Source organism: Pseudomonas sp. GW821-FHT01A09 (assembly GCF_058986725.1).
In genome coordinates, this window is sequence record NZ_JBYSWB010000004.1 from 322341 (window position 1) to 338968 (window position 16628).

The 16628-nt window shown below is 61.5% G+C and carries 14 protein-coding genes; 4 read left to right on the plus strand and 10 right to left on the minus strand.

All coding sequences use genetic code 11. The features are described 5' to 3' along the window. Positions 1-33: 33 nt before the first annotated feature. On the minus strand, positions 34-1392 hold the full coding sequence (locus AC3WJP_RS07610) for a glutamine synthetase family protein (protein ID WP_493720381.1): 1359 nt from the start codon (positions 1390-1392) through the stop codon (positions 34-36). Between the two features lie 789 nt (positions 1393-2181). Between AC3WJP_RS07610 and AC3WJP_RS07615 the strand changes: the two genes are divergently transcribed. From AC3WJP_RS07615 to AC3WJP_RS07625, 3 genes are all read left to right on the plus strand, one after another. Continuing rightward, positions 2182-3558 carry a glutamine synthetase family protein gene (locus AC3WJP_RS07615; RefSeq protein ID WP_493720380.1) on the plus strand — a complete coding sequence of 459 codons (1377 nt, stop codon included), beginning with the start codon at positions 2182-2184 and terminating at the stop codon, positions 3556-3558. A 218-nt stretch (positions 3559-3776) separates the two neighbouring features. Further along, complete coding sequence (locus AC3WJP_RS07620) at positions 3777-5000, plus strand: T6SS phospholipase effector Tle1-like catalytic domain-containing protein (RefSeq protein WP_493720379.1); 1224 nt, start codon at positions 3777-3779, stop codon at positions 4998-5000. Positions 5001-5036: 36 nt separating this feature from the next. Next, positions 5037-5663, plus strand: coding sequence for a TetR/AcrR family transcriptional regulator (locus AC3WJP_RS07625; RefSeq protein ID WP_493720378.1), 627 nt, complete (start codon positions 5037-5039; stop codon positions 5661-5663). A gap of 110 nt (positions 5664-5773) precedes the next feature. Here the strand turns inward: AC3WJP_RS07625 and AC3WJP_RS07630 are convergent, their stop codons facing one another. The 8 genes from AC3WJP_RS07630 to AC3WJP_RS07665 all read right to left on the minus strand — a co-directional run bounded on the left by AC3WJP_RS07630 (position 5774) and on the right by AC3WJP_RS07665 (position 12940). After that, complete coding sequence (locus tag AC3WJP_RS07630) at positions 5774-5989, minus strand: TOBE domain-containing protein (RefSeq protein ID WP_020291765.1); 216 nt, start codon at positions 5987-5989, stop codon at positions 5774-5776. 29 nt (positions 5990-6018) lie between these two features. After that, a complete protein-coding gene (ssuB, locus tag AC3WJP_RS07635; RefSeq protein WP_493720377.1) occupies positions 6019-6831 on the minus strand; it encodes an aliphatic sulfonates ABC transporter ATP-binding protein in 813 nt (270 codons plus the stop codon). Beyond that, on the minus strand, positions 6828-7619 hold the full coding sequence (gene ssuC, locus AC3WJP_RS07640) for an aliphatic sulfonate ABC transporter permease SsuC (RefSeq protein ID WP_493720376.1): 792 nt from the start codon (positions 7617-7619) through the stop codon (positions 6828-6830). The genes ssuB and ssuC overlap by 4 nt, the downstream gene beginning before the upstream one ends. 10 nt (positions 7620-7629) lie before the next feature. After that, on the minus strand, positions 7630-8784 hold the full coding sequence (gene ssuD, locus AC3WJP_RS07645) for an FMNH2-dependent alkanesulfonate monooxygenase (protein ID WP_493720375.1): 1155 nt from the start codon (positions 8782-8784) through the stop codon (positions 7630-7632). A 54-nt stretch (positions 8785-8838) separates the two neighbouring features. Beyond that, positions 8839-9804, minus strand: coding sequence for a sulfonate ABC transporter substrate-binding protein (locus AC3WJP_RS07650; RefSeq protein ID WP_493720374.1), 966 nt, complete (start codon positions 9802-9804; stop codon positions 8839-8841). 83 nt (positions 9805-9887) lie between these two features. After that, the gene (gene ssuE / locus AC3WJP_RS07655; RefSeq protein WP_493720373.1) at positions 9888-10481 is read right to left on the minus strand and encodes an NADPH-dependent FMN reductase; all 594 of its coding nucleotides are present in this window, start codon (positions 10479-10481) and stop codon (positions 9888-9890) included. Between the two features lie 184 nt (positions 10482-10665). After that, positions 10666-11304 carry a peroxiredoxin gene (locus AC3WJP_RS07660; RefSeq protein ID WP_493720372.1) on the minus strand — a complete coding sequence of 213 codons (639 nt, stop codon included), beginning with the start codon at positions 11302-11304 and terminating at the stop codon, positions 10666-10668. Between the two features lie 268 nt (positions 11305-11572). Beyond that, a complete protein-coding gene (locus AC3WJP_RS07665) occupies positions 11573-12940 on the minus strand; it encodes an OprD family outer membrane porin (protein WP_493720371.1) in 1368 nt (455 codons plus the stop codon). 556 nt (positions 12941-13496) lie between these two features. Here AC3WJP_RS07665 and AC3WJP_RS07670 point away from each other — a divergent pair. Further along, complete coding sequence (locus AC3WJP_RS07670) at positions 13497-14228, plus strand: SDR family oxidoreductase (protein ID WP_493720370.1); 732 nt, start codon at positions 13497-13499, stop codon at positions 14226-14228. A gap of 112 nt (positions 14229-14340) precedes the next feature. Here the strand turns inward: AC3WJP_RS07670 and betT are convergent, their stop codons facing one another. Further along, on the minus strand, positions 14341-16308 hold the full coding sequence (gene betT, locus AC3WJP_RS07675) for a choline transporter BetT (protein WP_493720623.1): 1968 nt from the start codon (positions 16306-16308) through the stop codon (positions 14341-14343). Between the last annotated feature and the right edge of the window lie 320 nt (positions 16309-16628).

Genomic DNA, 16628 nt, shown 5'->3' on the forward strand with positions numbered 1-16628 from the left:
AAAGGCCCGCCAGCCAAGGCGGGCCCGCTGCGATCAGACGGCGAACAGCAGGAACTCGCGTTCCCACGAACTGATCACGCGCTTGAAGTTTTCGTGCTCGGCGCGCTTGGCGGCGACGTAGCCGATGATGAATTTGCGCCCGAGGTACTTCTCGATGGTCTTGCTGTTTTCCATACGCTCGAGGGCATCTTCGATGGTCAACGGCAGGCGCAGGTTGCGGCGCTCGTAGCCACGGCCATGCACCGGCGCGCTCGGATTGAGACCCTCGACCATGCCGATGTAACCGCACAGCAGGCTGGCGGCAATGGCCAGATAAGGGTTGGCGTCGGCGCCCGGCAGGCGGTTTTCGACGCGGCGGTTCTGCGGCACGGCGTCCGGCACGCGCAGGCCCACGGTGCGGTTCTCGACGCCCCATTCGACGTTGACCGGCGCAGAAGTGTCAGGCAGAAAGCGCCGGAACGAGTTGACGTTGGGTGCGAACAGCGGCAGCAGCTCGGGGATGAATTTTTGCAGGCCGCCGATGTGGTGCAGGAACAGCTCGCTCATGCTGCCGTCTTCGTTGGCGAAGATGTTCTTGCCGGTGTTCAGGTCGACGATGCTCTGGTGCAGGTGCATGGCACTGCCGGGCTCGCCGGTCATGGGCTTGGCCATGAAGGTGGCGGCGACATTGTGCTTGAGCGCGGCCTCGCGCATGGTGCGTTTGAACACCAGGATCTGGTCGGCCAGCGCCAAGGCGTTGCCGTGACGGAAGTTGATCTCCATCTGCGCCGTGCCGTCTTCGTGGATCAGCGTGTCGAGGTCCAGATGCTGGGCTTCGCACCAGTCGTAGACGTCCTCGAACAGCGGATCGAATTCGTTGGCCGCCTCGATGGAGAACGACTGCCGACCTGTTTCCGGGCGCCCGGAACGGCCGATTGGCGGCTGCAGGGGGAAGTCCGGATCGTCGCAGCGCTTGGTCAGGTAGAACTCCATCTCCGGCGCGACGATGGGCTGCCAGCCACGATCGGAATAGAGCTTGAGGACCTTCTTGAGCACGTTGCGCGGCGACAGCTCGATAGGGTTGCCTTGCTTGTCGTAAGTGTCGTGGATCACCTGGGCAGTGGGCTCGATGGCCCAGGGCACGAGAAACACCGCATTCTCGTCGGGGCGGCAGATCATGTCGATGTCGGCCGGGTCGAGCAATTCGTAGTAGATGTCGTCTTCGACGTAATCACCGGTGACCGTCTGCAGCAGGACGCTTTCCGGCAAGCGCATGCCCTTTTCGGCGATGAACTTGTTGGTCGGCGAGATCTTGCCGCGGGTGATACCGGTCAGGTCGCTGATCAGACATTCGACTTCGGTAATCTTGTGCTGTTTCAACCAATCGGTGAGCTGGTCGAGGTTGGCGCTCATAAAGACCTCAGGATCTCAAGAAACCCGGCCATGGGCGGCGCGGGCGCTGTTTGACGCAGATGCGTCGCTGGGTGCTGCAGTACTTCGGTTGCAACTCAAGGCTATTGGCCCTGCGCTGAAAAATACGTCAATACGGTGCGTTTTGTGTGACCAGCTGTTGCACGAACAGTGCAAAACCCAGGCCCGGGGCCGCCGCGAGGTGCCATTGCGCGGCTCTGGCACGGGCCACGCGGATGCTCGGGGATAGGGTAGTATGGCCTGCGACACGAAGATTCGCCGGGCCAGTCATGCAGACTTGGCCAATGGGGCGATAGAGTTCTAGAGTGAAAGTGGCGGGCTTGAGCGGGCTGTCAATTATATCGGCCGCCATGGCGGGCGATTGCCCTGCCCAGCCGCGTTGCCGAGCGGTGCGCAACATCGTTCGCCAATAGCGGGCGAACCTGCTGTGAAAATGGAAAGATCTGAACTGCTCAGTGCAACCCTTGACGCCGTTCGACGGCCGATGCGACATGGTATCCCCCGTTATTCTTGATGTTATGGGTTGCCGCCGAGCTTAGCCTTGTTCATTTTTTTCCACAACACCCCGGTCATAAATGAAACAGGGGCATTACCGCCCGCCCGTTATACCGTAGCAAAACGCGTCATCCGCGCCCTGAATTGCGGCAAAAACGGCTAATCAGCGCTTTTTTAGGGCAAAAGTGGGCTTGCTTGACTTCAACAGTCCTTTCGGATTGACTGAACCTGCTGTAGCCCAATGATTGATATTTTTAACAACAAAGGTGTTGCATCATGTCGGTACCCCCGCGTGCCGTTCAGCTGAATGAAGCGAACGCATTCCTTAAGGAACATCCTGAGGTTCTGTACGTCGACCTTCTGATCGCAGATATGAATGGTGTGGTGCGCGGCAAGCGCATTGAACGCACCAGTCTCCACAAGGTTTACGAGAAAGGCATCAACCTGCCGGCCTCCCTCTTCGCGCTGGACATCAACGGCTCCACGGTCGAAAGCACTGGCCTGGGCCTGGACATCGGCGATGCTGACCGCATCTGCTATCCGATCCCTGACACCCTGTCCAACGAGCCCTGGCAAAAGCGCCCTACCGCGCAACTGCTGATGACCATGCACGAGCTCGAAGGCGAACCCTTCTTCGCCGACCCGCGCGAAGTGCTGCGCCAGGTGGTGGCCAAGTTCGACGAAATGGGCCTGACCATCTGCGCCGCGTTCGAGCTGGAGTTCTACCTGATCGATCAGGAGAACGTGAACGGACGTCCCCAGCCGCCTCGCTCGCCGATCTCAGGCAAGCGCCCGCATTCGACCCAGGTCTACCTGATCGATGACCTCGACGAGTACGTCGACTGCCTTCAGGACATCCTCGAAGGAGCCAAGGAGCAAGGCATCCCCGCAGACGCCATCGTCAAGGAAAGCGCCCCAGCGCAGTTCGAGGTCAACCTGCATCACGTGGCCGACCCGATCAAGGCCTGCGACTATGCCGTGCTGCTCAAGCGGCTGATCAAGAACATCGCCTACGACCATGAGATGGACACCACCTTCATGGCCAAGCCTTACCCTGGCCAGGCGGGCAACGGCCTGCACGTGCACATCTCGATTCTCGACAAGGACGGCAAGAACATCTTCACCAGCGAGGATCCCGAGCAGAACGCCGCATTGCGTCACGCGATCGGCGGTGTGCTCGAGACCCTCCCGGCGCAGATGGCCTTCCTGTGCCCGAACGTCAACTCGTACCGGCGCTTCGGCTCGCAGTTCTACGTGCCCAACTCGCCCTGCTGGGGCTTGGACAACCGTACCGTGGCCCTGCGCGTGCCCACCGGGAGCGCCGATGCCGTGCGTATCGAGCACCGCGTCGCGGGCGCCGACGCCAACCCCTATCTGCTGATGGCAGGGGTACTTGCGGGCGTGCATCACGGCCTGACCAACAAGATCGAGCCTAATGCCCCGGTCGAAGGCAACTCCTACGAGCAGAACGAGCAGAGCCTGCCCAACAACTTGCGCGATGCCCTGCGCGAGCTGGACGACAGCGAAGTGATGGCGCGTTATATCGATCCGAAGTACATCGATATCTTCGTCGCCTGCAAGGAAAGCGAGCTGGAGGAGTTCGAGCACTCGATCTCCGACCTCGAGTACAACTGGTACTTGCATACGGTGTAACGACACACCCGACCACTGTAGCGAGGGGGCTTGCCCCCGACAGCGTCCTCCCAGACACCTCGACGGTGACTGCACCGGCGCCGTCGGGGGCAAGCCCCCTCACTACAGAGGGGTCAAGAGTAGGTGGAACTCTCCTACATTGAGCGGCGAAACGGCCGCCTACGATTCTCCCGAACACCTTCTACGATGCGGCCATTTAACATCGATGGAAGCGCGTCATGAATCAAGCCACCTCAACTGTCACCCTGCAACTGGGCATCTTTTTCGACGGCACCGGCAACCACCGCGCCAACGCCCGCAACGACGATGCCAGCAACGTCGCCAAGCTGTTCGCCCTTTACCCTCACGCCCCCGAAAAACATCAGATGCGCTTGTATATCGAAGGCATCGGTACCCGCGCGGACGAAGAAGATTCGCTGTTCGCCATGGCCACCGGCATAGGCAGCCTGGGCTGGGAAGCCGCAGTCGCCAAGGCTCATAAAGGCATCGGCGAACTGCTCCAGCACTGGGGCAGCCAACACCCTGGGCAACAGCTCGACAGCCTGATCATCGATCTCTTCGGTTTCAGCCGCGGCGCCGCCTGCGCTCGGCATTTCGCCAATGAGGTGTGCGCTGGCGCCGAAGACATATTGGCGCGCGCGCTGCGCAGCAACAGAATCCTCTCAACGCACATCGGCTTTATCGGGCTGTTCGACACGGTCGCCTCGATCATGGGTCCCGGCACCCCGCCGCGCCTGCGCCTGAGCGCCGACATGGCCCGGCGCATCGTGCATCTGGTGGCCGCCGATGAGCATCGATACAACTTTGCACTGTCGAGTGCCGGCGCATTCGACCTGCCTTTGCCCGGCGCCCACGCCGATATCGGCGGCGGCTATCCGCCGCTGATGGAAGAGCGGCTCATCCTGACTCGCCCCGATGGCAGCTGCATCGCCCCGCATCGCCCGCTCGACAGCGCGCCCAGTGTCCAACGCACGGCGGCGTTGCTGGAGCAGCCGGTGACGCCACCGACCGACTATGGCTTCGACCAGCAAATCCGGACCTGGACCAGCCACAAATACAGCAGCACGCGCGGTGACCGCGTCGACGAAGTTCAAGTGCATGCTGCTGTCGAAGGCCGGCGCAGCGTTCGCAATGATCTGGCATGGGTGTACCTGCAGGCCATGCATCAACTGGCGGTCGCCGCGGGCGTGCCCCTGGCGCCGCTCAAGCAACCCGACTACCCCGAAACGCTGCAGCCCATCGCTGCCAAGCTGCTGGACTACGCCTGCGGCCGCAGCTCGACGCCCGCGCTCAGCGCCAGCGAGCAAGCGCTGCTGTACCGCCATTACATTCATCGCTCGCACCACTGGACCAGCTCCGGACTGGGGCAGACCAGCGATCTGGATGCCCTGTTCGTCCACCGCCCTGACCCGCAGGGAAAGCGCCGAATCCTCCCGGCTTGACGCTACAATGCAGCCGCCATGCCCAGGAGAGCCGCCATGAATCGCCCTGCCACCCCCCGCAAGCCGCGCGCCCGCAGCCAGGCGCGGATCGAGTCGATACTGGCCGCGGCGCGTGCCGTGCTGGCCAGCGAAGGGGTCGCCAGCCTGTCGATCTACGGCGTGGCGGAGCGCGCACAGATTCCGCCGTCGTCGGTCTATCACTTCTTCGCCAACGTGCCCGCACTGCTCGAAGCCCTGACGGCGGACATTCACGCCGCCTTTCGCGCCTGCCTGCTGGCACCGATCGATCATCAGGCACTGGTCACCTGGCGGGATCTATCACGGCTGGTGGAGCAGCGGATGCTGGCGATCTACAGCCAGGACTGCGCCGCCCGCCAGTTGATCCTGGCACAGCACGGGCTCAGTGAGGTGATGCAGGCCGATCGACAACATGATCTGGAACTGGGCGCGCTGATGCAGCAGCTGTTCGATCGTCACTTTGAACTGCCACGAATCACCGACGAAGTCGACGTGTTCGCGCTGGCAATGGAATTGGGAGATCGGGTGTATGCTCGCTCGGTGCAGTTGCACGGCGCAATCACCCCGCGCATGGCCGAGGAAGGCATGCGGGTGTTCGAGGCGTATCTGGGGCTGTATTTGCCGCCGTATTTGCCCAAACGCTGAAGTGTCTTGGCGTGGCGGAGGTTTTCGGGGGCAAGCCCCCTCGCTACAAGATCGCATGACCGCCCTGTAGCGAGGGGGCTTGCCCCCGAATAGCGCCCTATACCGTCAGATCACAGCTTGGCGATAGATACTTCAGTCGACTTCACGAACGCGATCACTTCGCTGCCGACGACCAGCTCCAGCTCCTTGACCGAGCGGGTGGTGATCACCGAAGTGACGATGCCCGACGCGGTCTGCACGTCGATTTCGGACAGCACGTCGCCTTCGACGATTTCCTTGATGGTGCCTTTGAACTGGTTACGTACGTTGATAGCCTTGATAGTCATGAGCGTATTTCCTGTCTTTGAGGTTTGGATCAATAAGCCCAACGCAATTGCGTAGGCAGGGGCGAAGGGGGTTCGGGTTCGGGCGGGCTGCCGGGCAGCGACAACACGCGCTTGAGCACTTCAGCTTCCAGCGCCGCCAGGGCATAAGCGCCCCGGGCACGCGGGCGAGGCAGGTCGACCAGCAGATCGAGGCCGATCTCGCCTTCCTCGATCAAGATCACCCGGTCGGCCACGGCCACGGCTTCACTGACGTCATGGGTGACCAGCAGCACGGTAAAACCATGCTCCTGCCACAGACGCTCGATCAACTGCTGCATTTCGATACGAGTCAGGGCATCCAGCGCGCCCAGCGGCTCATCGAGCAACAACAGGCGCGGCTTGTGAATCAGCGCACGGGCCAGGGCCACGCGCTGCTTCTGGCCACCGGACAGGCCTGCGGGCCACTCGTTGGCGCGATCACTCAGGCCGACCGCTTCCAGCGCTTGCAGGGCCTTGGGTCGCCAGTCGCCCTTGAGACCCAGGCCGACGTTGTCGATGACCTTCTTCCAGGGCAGCAAACGCGCTTCCTGGAACATCAGACGGGTGTCTTCACGGGCATCGCTCAGCGGCGCCTTGCCGGCCAGCAACTCGCCTTCGGTCGGCTGGTCGAGCCCGGCCAGCAGGCGCAGCAAGGTACTCTTGCCGCAGCCGCTGCGACCGACGATGGCCACGAACTGCCCCGCCGGAATGCGCAGCTCGATATCCTTGAGCACCTGGCGCGGGCCAAACGACTTGCGCAACTTGCGCACCGCCAGGGGAATGCCCTTGAGCAACTGGGTGGAATGTTCGGCGAGAACGGTCATGCCGCACCTCCCTTGACTTGATAGGCCGGGTGCCAGCGCAGCCACACCCGTTCCAGACCGCGGGCCGCAAGATCAGCCAGCTTGCCGAGGATGGCATACATGACGATCGCCAGTACCACCACGTCGGTCTGCAGAAATTCCCGCGCGTTCATCGCCAGATAACCGATCCCTGAACTGGCCGAGATGGTTTCGGCGACGATCAGCGTCAGCCACATGAAGCCCAGAGCGAAACGCACACCCACCAGGATCGACGGCAGCGCACCCGGCAGGATCACCTGGCGGAACAGGGCGAAGCCGGACAGGCCGTAGCTGCGAGACATCTCCACCAGCGCCGGATCGACGTTGCGAATGCCGTGATAGGTATTGAGGTAGATCGGGAACACCGTGCCCAACGCCACCAGGAAGATCTTCGCCGACTCGTCGATGCCGAACCACAGGATCACCAACGGGATCAGCGCCAGGTGCGGGACGTTACGAATCATCTGCACCGAACTGTCGAGCAGGCGTTCGCCCCATTTCGACAGGCCGGTGATGAAGCCCAGCGCCAAACCGATGCTGCCGCCGATCACAAAGCCGACACCGGCGCGATAACCGCTGATTGCCAGGTGGGTCCAGATTTCGCCGCTGCGCACCAGCGCTACGCCGGCTTCGATGACTGCACTGGGGGCCGGCAGGATGCGCGTCGACAACCAGCCGACGCTTACCGCTAGTTGCCAGCTGCCGAGCAGCAATATCGGCAGGATCCAGGGCGCCACACGCTGCACCCAAGGATGAACAGGCTTGCTCATTGTCAGTTCCTCAACCTTGCGCCGCGGTAGCGGTAGCAGGTACGTAATCGTTGGCAACCACTTCACCGGCGGCCGTGACGGGGCGGCCACCTGACGGCAGCTCGGTGCGAGCCACGTCGAGGTGGGGGAACAGCAGCTCGGCAACGCGATAGGACTCTTCCAGATGCGGGTAGCCGGAGAAGATGAAGGTATCGATGCCCAGCGCCGCGTATTCCTTGACCCGCGCTGCCACGGTCGGGCCATCGCCTACCAGCGCGGTGCCGGCACCGGTACGCACCAGGCCGACGCCGGCCCACAGGTTAGGGCTGACTTCCAGCTTGGTGCGGTCGCCGCCGTGCAAGGCGGCCATGCGCTGCTGGCCCACGGAGTCGTAGCGGGCGAGGGACTTTTGTGCCCGCGCGATGGTTGCGTCATCGACATGGGAAATCAGCTTGTCGGCGGCTCTCCAGGCCTCCTCGGTGGTCTCGCGCACAATCACGTGCAAGCGGATACCGAAGCGCACGGTGCGGCCCTGGCGCGCGGCCTTTTCCCGCACCTGAGCGATCTTTTCGGCTACGGCGGCCGGCGGTTCGCCCCAGGTCAGGTACATCTCGACCTGCTCGGCCGCCAGATCCTGAGCGGCATCCGAAGAACCCCCAAAATACAGCGGCGGGCGTGGTTGCTGCACCGGTTGATAGAGCAACTTGGCGCCTTTGACGGTGATGTGCTTGCCATCGTAGTCGACGGTTTCGCCTTCCAGCACGCGCCGCCAGATGCGGGTGAATTCCACCGAGGCTTCGTAGCGTTCTTCGTGGGTCAGGAACAGGCCGTCACCGGACAGTTCTTCCGGGTCGCCACCGGTCACCAGGTTGAACAGCGCGCGGCCGTTGGACAGGCGATCCAGGGTCGCAGCCTGACGCGCGGCCACCGTGGGCGAAATGATCCCGGGGCGCAGCGCCACCAGGAACTTCAAGCGCTGGGTCACCGGAATCAGCGAGGCGGCCACCAGCCAGGAGTCTTCACACGAGCGGCCGGTGGGGATCAGCACGCCACCGAAACCGAGGCGGTCGGCGGCCTGGGCGATCTGTTGCAGGTAGCCGTGGTCGACGGCGCGGGCGCCTTCGGCGGTACCCAGATAATGACCGTCGCCGTGGGTGGGCAGGAACCAGAAAATATTGAGGCTCATTGAAGTTGTCTCCTTATAGATGGGCTCAAGCCGGAACCTGCTCCGGCGCAGGCGTTACTGGGCGGCGGCAACACCGGCGGGCGGTGTCCACACCACGTCCTTGATGCTCAAGGCCTGCGGAATGAGTTTCAGCTGGTAAAAGGCATCGGCGATTTTCTGCTGCGCGTCGACGACTGCCGGCGTCAGGTACTGGGCACCGAAGCCCTGGCGCTTGACCGAGGTCAAGGTGATGTCCTTCGGCAGTCCCAGCAGCGGCGCGACCTCGTCGGTCACTTGCTCGGGGTTGGCCTTGGACCATTCGCCGGTCTTGCGCACTTCGTCCACCAGGGCTTCGATCACTTTCGGGTGATCCTTGGCGTAAGGGCGGGTGGCCAGATAGAACTGGTGGTTGTCCACCAGGCCGGTGCCGTCCTTGAGGGTACGGGCTTGCAGCTGATTCTCGGCGGCCGCCTGGTAAGGGTCCCAGATGACCCAGGCATCCACGGCGCCCTTCTCGAACGCCGCGCGGGCATCGGCGGGGGCCAGGTAGACAGTCTGGATATCGGTGTATTTCAAGCCGGCGTCTTGCAGCGCACGCACCAGCAGGTAGTGCACATTGGAGCCTTTGTTCAGCGCGACCTTTTTGCCTTTGAGATCGGCGACGGTCTTGATCGGCGAGTCCTTGGGCACCAGCAGCGCTTCGCTGGTCGGCGCTGGGGGCTCGTAGGCGACGTAAACCAGATCGGCCTTGGCGGCCTGGGCGAACACCGGTGGCGTTTCGCCGGTCACGCCAAAGTCGATGGAACCGACGTTGAGGCCTTCGAGCAGCTGTGGGCCACCGGGGAACTCGGTCCACTTGACGTCGACGCCCTGGGCAGCCAGGCGCTTCTCCAGGGTGCCACGGGCCTTGAGCAGCACCAGGGTGCCGTACTTCTGGTAACCGATACGCAGGGTTTCGGCCTGGGCCTCAGTGATGGCCCCCATCGCCACCGCCGCAGCGAACAGCGCGACCAGACCACGACGCAACAAGACTTTACGCATTTACGCTTTCCTTCAGGTGTAGAGGTCTGATCGCCCTTACGGTGTAAAGACGAGTACAGCAATGGTGATAGTGGAGTGGCCGCTCAGATGCTCCAGCGAGCACTGAGCAGACGTTCGTTGAGCAAACCCGGGTCCAGGGGTTTCGGGCGGCTGGCGATGGTCTGGTGAAATTCGCTCAGTACCGCTTCGAAGCGTTCCGCCAGACGTTCTTCCAGCTGGGCGCCAGCATTGCCCTGGCCGTAGGTGATCTGGCTGTCATCGGCAAAAATGCCCTGCAGCGTTTCCTGGGCCTTGAGGGCCGACAGCACCGGCTTGAGGGCGTAGTCGACGGCCAGCAGGTGGGCGATGCTGCCACCGGTGGCGATCGGCAGCACCACCTTGCCGCTCAGGGCGCGTTCGGGCAGCAGGTCCAGCAGTGTCTTCAGGGCGCCGGAGTAGGCGGCCTTGTAGATCGGCGTGGCGACGATCACACCATCGGCCTTCTCGACCAGTTGCAGAAAGTCGAGCACCTGCGGACTGTCGAAACGCGCGTGCAGCAGGTCCTCTGCATTGAAGTCACGCACCTGAAAGGTCACCACCTCGACCCCCTTGCCTTGCAAGGTGTGCTTGGCACGCTCGAGCAATACGCCGGAGCGGGAACGCTGACTGGGACTTCCACCGATCGCTACAACCAACATCGCTAGGCTTCCTTCAAATTGCCGCGGTTCTGTGAACGCGCTGTGATGGGGGAAACCTTAACAGCTGAACATATATATCCATAAATCATATTTATTCATTTAGTTATTCTCGAACGCTATATACACGCCACACTGCGCTCGAGAATAAAAAAAGGGCGCCGAAGCGCCCTGAAGACCCTACCTGTCAACGGTTCGGTTGCGGCGTCAAGCGCAGGTACGGCTTGACGGCGCGGTAGCCTTTGGGGAAGCGCCTGGCGATTTCGGCCTCGTCCTTGAGCGACGGCACGATGACCACTTCATCGCCGTCCTGCCAGTTGGCTGGGGTCGCCACCTTGTGGCTATCGGTCAGTTGCAGCGAGTCGATGACGCGCAGAATTTCGTTGAAGTTGCGCCCGGTGCTGGCCGGGTAAGTGATGATCAAGCGCACCTTCTTGTTCGGATCGATCACGAACAGCGAGCGAACGGTCAGGGTCTCGCTGGCATTGGGGTGGATCAGATCATAGAGCTCGGACACTTTGCGATCGGCGTCGGCCAGGATCGGGAAGTTGACCACGGTGTTCTGGGTTTCGTTGATGTCCTTGATCCAGCCGTGGTGGGATTCCACCGGGTCGACGGACAGGGCGATGGCCTTGACGCCGCGCTTGGCGAATTCGTCCTTGAGCTTGGCGGTGAGGCCCAGTTCGGTGGTGCATACCGGGGTGTAGTCGGCCGGATGAGAGAACAGCACGCCCCACTGATTGCCCAGCCACTCGTGGAACTGAATCGGGCCTTCGCTTGAAGCTTGCTGGAAGTCGGGGGCGATGTCGCCAAGGCGGATGGTCATGAACGTGGCTCCTGAGTGAGTAGGAACACTGTGCATGGGTGTGGCGCAGTTTAAAAGGAATGGATAGTGCCTTGGATATTCCCCAAAGCTATAAAACAAGCTCACCCCTGTAGCGAGGGGGCTTGCCCCCGATTCGGCCACCTTGGCACCGCGTGGGCACAGACATCTCATCGGGGGCAAGCCCCCTCGCTACAGGGGTGAGGCGTTCAGACATGAAAAAACCCGCCAGGAGCACGCTCCGGGCGGGTTTTTCGCTACGCGCAACAGCTTAGAAGAAGTTGTAGGTGTAGTTGAAGATCAGACGGGTCTGGTTGGTCTTGGCAGTACCGACGTTGCCGTTGTAGATGCCTTGACGCAGGGTGGTGCCGAAACCTTTGAGGGCGCCGGACTGGATGACGTAGTCAACACGCAGGTCGGTTTCGTGCTCGGAACCGCGGCCATCCTGGTTACCGTACGGACGTACGTTCACACCGGACAGGTAAGCAGCAGATGCTTTCAGGCCTGGGACGCCCAAACGCGCGAAGTCATAGCTGTACTGACCGAAAGTGGTGTTCTCGCCAGCCTTGTTGAAGCCGCTGATAAGGGAGTCAGTGAACGAGTAGAAGCTTACGCCGCCGTTACCGGTAGCAGCATTGGTGCCTTCGCGCATGCTGCCGGAGTTCATGTAGACGAAACCGCCGCTATCGGAAATACGCTGGTGACCGACCATGAGCGAGTGGCCGCCCAGGGTGTAGGTGAACATTGCGATACCCATGGTGTTATCGATCTCACCATCGGCACGACGCCAGCCGCGGGCAGTGGCAGCCCCAGTGTTGCCGCTACCGTTACCGTTGAAACCATAGCCGGCTTCATGGTCAGCGTTAGCACCGTCGGAAGTCGTGTTGAACCAGCGCAGGTCAGTCTTGAAGGACTGGTCCTTGTCGATCTGCCAAACGTGCAGCAGCCCCAGGAAGTTCTGCTTGTAGAAGTCTTCGAGGTTAGCGAAGTAATACTGCAAAGTCAGGTCTTTGGTCGCTTTCCAGTCACCGCCAGCATAGATGAACTTGTTGCTGTCCTTGATAGCACCGTTGACGCTCATGCCAGTCCAGTTGCTGGACGCACGGCCGCGTTGCTGCTCGAGCTGGCCAGCAGTCAGGGTCAGATTATCGATGTCCTTGCTGGTGATGCTGCCGCCCTGGAAGAACTGAGGCGCTACGCGGCCGTCGTTGGCAACCAGAATGGGCAGGTTAGGTGCAAGAGCGTTACCCAGTTTGAGTTCGGTCTTGGAAATCTTGGCCTTGACGTTCCCGCCAGCACCGCTGAACGCGTCGTCAGCGTCTTGGGCCTTGCCAGGGAAGAAGCTGTTGTTGGCTGGGTGTTTGTTGTCACCGCCCAGGTAGAAAGCCTGGAAGCCGACCAGGTCCAGACCGAAGCCAACAGTACCTTGGGTGTAACCGGAGATGAAATCCGCACGCAGGATGGTAGCCAGCTCGCGTTGGTCGGCGTTGGAGCCAGGAGCCGCTTCACGGTTATCGTTCTGGAAAAAGAAGGTACGCGAACTGACCGACGCGTGGCTGTCCTCAAGAAAACCTGCTGCACCTGCTTGTTGTGCCAGTGCGCCTACTGCAATGGCCAGGGCCAGACTCGACTTACGCATGTGTTGCTCCTCGAAATTTCTATTTTTTTTGTTTTTGGCGGCAGGGTCTGTTGCCCTGTGATCGTTTGCACCCGCGCAATGTCCACCAAAACTCAAATGTGTGGCCAGCCATGTGGCGAACTCGGGCCCGCGTCTAAGTTCGGGTCTCCGGGGATGCAGACTAATGAATTTTTCACATTTCGCGATAGGACTGTTTTTAAAAAATTAGATCGTTTTAGCATAAAGAAATATTTTTTAACGATTTGGCGGCATAAAAAATGGGTGCTCAATAAGCCATCTATGTGGCACTAAGATGACAATCTCCTGTTTTGCGGGCCGAAACCCTGATTTTTTTGCAGCTGAAAGGATTTTTTCGCGGGACAACGGCGAACTTGAAAGTTCCCCGCCCAACTTCCAAAAAGTCGAAGAAGCGGAATATTTCATTACCAAGCTAACGAATTGTGAAAAGGTCGTCATGGGGTTTTCACGCCCGCAGCGGTCGTGTTGACACGCAGGCTGTTTATCGAAGGGACCAAAGCTGGGATGCTGAGCGCACATTTACCGCGAGGAATATTCCATGACTCAGAAAGTTGCGATTGTGACCGGCGCCTCCCGTGGCATCGGCGCTGTGATTGCCGAACGCCTGGCCAGTGAGGGCTTCGCCGTCGTGATCAACTACGCCAGCAGCGCAGCCGAAGCCGACGCCCTGGTGGCCAGCGTCCAGGCCAAAGGCGGTAAGGCCATTGCGGTCAAGGCCGATGTCGCCAACGCCAGCGATGTGAAGGTGTTGTTCGATACCACCGAGCAGCAGTTGGGCAAGGTCGATGTGCTGGTCAACAACGCCGGCATCCTGAAGATGGTGGCGTTGGCCGAAACCGACGACGAGCTGTATGAAAGGACCTTCGCGATCAACACCCGCGGCACCTTCAACACACTGCGCGAAGCAGCGTCGCGGATGAACGATGGCGGGCGGATCATCAACTTTTCCAGCAGCACCGTGGGCATGAACCTGCCCAACTATTCGGTGTATATCGCCAGCAAGGCGGCGGTGGAATCCCTGACCCAGGTGTTCGCCAAGGAATTGCGCGGTCGCGGCATCACGGTCAATGCCGTCGCCCCCGGGCCGGTGGCGACGGACCTGTTCTTCAACGGCAAGAGCGAGGAGCAGATCCAGAACCTGGCGAAGATGCCGCCGCTGGAGCGCCTGGGCCAACCGGACGACATCGCCGGTGTGGTGGCCTTTCTGACCGGCCCGGACAGCGGCTGGATCAATGGCCAGATCCTGCGCGCGAATGGCGGGTTGGTCTGATACCCCCCTGTAGCGAGGGGGCTTGCCCCCGAAAAATTTCCAATTCTCCCAAACCTCTGGGGTGAGTCGACTATTTTTCGGGGGCGAGCCCCCTCGCTACAGGGTTCTGCGTTTAGCGCACCAGATGCAAGAACTGCAAATGCCGCTCGTACTGATCGAGAATGTCGTTGATCACCTGCTCCTTGCTGTAACCCACCAGATCGTAATCCTGGCTGCCTTCGCTCAGGTGCACCTCGGCGCGATAGTAGCGGCGGTTCTTCAACTCCCGCGTGCCCATGCCGCCGCGGGCGAAGGACGGCGTGAAATAGCCGCGCATCAGCACCTGGTAGATGAAGGGACGCTCTTCGCCATGGCCGATTTCCAGCATCACGCTGTCGGCGCTCGGGTCTTCCTGAGTCACCACGCTCAGGCCCTTCTCGACGAACACCGCCGACACGTCGGCAATCGCCGGTCGCACCAGCGTGTCCATCACCCGGTACACCTCGTCACGCGAGGGAAAATGCACCGCCTGGCTCAAGCGCTGACGCCAACCGCCCCTGCCCCGTCGCGATGACGATGCCGACACCGGCGCCAGCGAGTACAGCTGGGCGATCTTGCGCTGTGACTCCAGATAGAACGCCTTGTGCAGCCCCCACATCATCGCCAGCAAGATCAGCGAGAAGGGCAAGGAGGTCAGCACCACGGCGGACTTGAGTGAATCGATATTGCCGGCGAACAGCAGGCCGCTGGTGATCAGCGCGGTCATCACGCCCCAGAACACCCGCAGCCATTTCGGCCCGTCTTCATCCGGGCTGCCGCCGTGGGCCGACAGGGTCGAGAGCACCACGGTGCCGGAATCGGCCGAGGTGACGAAGAACACGAAGCTGATGAACACCGTGACGGCGATCACCGCCTTGCTCCATGGATAGGTTTCGAGCAGCAGGTACAAGGTCTTCGAGGGATCCGCCAGCGCCGAGTCGCCCAAGGCCGTCATGCCATGGCCGAGCACCAGCTCGATGGCGCTGTTACCGAAGATCGACATCCATGCCAGGGTAAAACCCAGCGGAATCAACAGCACGCCGAAGACGAACTCGCGGATGGTCCGCCCCCGGGAGATCCGTGCGATGAACAGCCCCACGAACGGCGCCCAGGCAATCCACCAGGCCCAATAGAACACCGTCCAGTTGCCCAGCCATTCGCTGGGTTTGTCGTAGGCGTACAGATCGAAGCTCTTGGCCGGCAACACCGACAGATAGTCACCGACGTTCTGGATCAAGGTGGTCAGCAGGTGCTGGGTCGGCCCGGCGAACAACACGAACAGCAACAGCGCGACGGCCAGCAGCATGTTGATGTCGGACATCACCCGCACGCCCTTGTCGACGCCGGACACCGCAACGATGATCGCCGCGCCCATCATCAAGGTGATGAGGATCAGCTGCACCCAGTGGGTGTGGGCGATGCCGAACAGGTAGTCGAGCCCGGCGTTGAGGTGCAGCACGCCGAAGCCCATGTCGGCGCCCAGGCCGAACACCGTGGCGATGATGGCGAAGCCGTCGACCGCATAGCCGATCGGGCCATTGATGCGTTTGCCGATCAGCGGATACAAGGCCGAGCGCAGCGCCAGCGGCAGGTTGTGGCGATAGGCGAAAAACGCCAGCGCCATGCCGACGAAGGCAAACACCCCCCACCCGTGCAGGCCCCAGTGCAGGAACACTAGCTGCATGGCCTGACGCGCCGCGGCCTGGGTGCCGCCCTCGCCCTGAGGCGGGTGCATCATGTGGGTCAGCGGTTCGGACACGCAAAAGAAGAACAGCGTGATGCTGATACCGGCGGCGAACAGCATGCCGGCCCAGGACAGGTAGCTGAATTCCGGCTCGTCGTGATCGGCGCCCAGCTTGAGCTTGCCGTACCCGGACAATGCGGTACCGACCACGAAGATCAGGTACAGGGTCATGGCGGTCATGTAATACCAGCCGACGGTATTGGCTGCCCAGCTCTGCGCGGCAGCCAACCAGGCCCCGGCGGTTTCAGGGAAGGCGATGACGATGATGCCGAAGAGAAGGATGAAACTGGCGGCGAAAAAGAACACCGGGGGGTTCATGCGGACGGTGGCGCTTGCGGGCGCAGAAGAAACACTCATTGCGGGGTTGGCCTACTGTTGAACGCGGATCGCGAACCAATGTTTATATTGAATGAGCGTTCAATTTAAACATGAAAGGGGGTCAAGGGCCTAATTGGCGGGCTGAGTGGCGAAGCGGAACAAACCCATTGGAGGACATACTCTGTGGTGAGGGGGCTTGCTCCCGAGAGGCCGGTGGTGAGGGGGCTTGCTCCCGAGAGGCCGGTGGTGAGGGGGGGGGGGGGGGGGGGGGGGGGGGGGGGGGGGGGGGGGGGGGGGGGGGGGGGGGGGGGGGGGGGGGG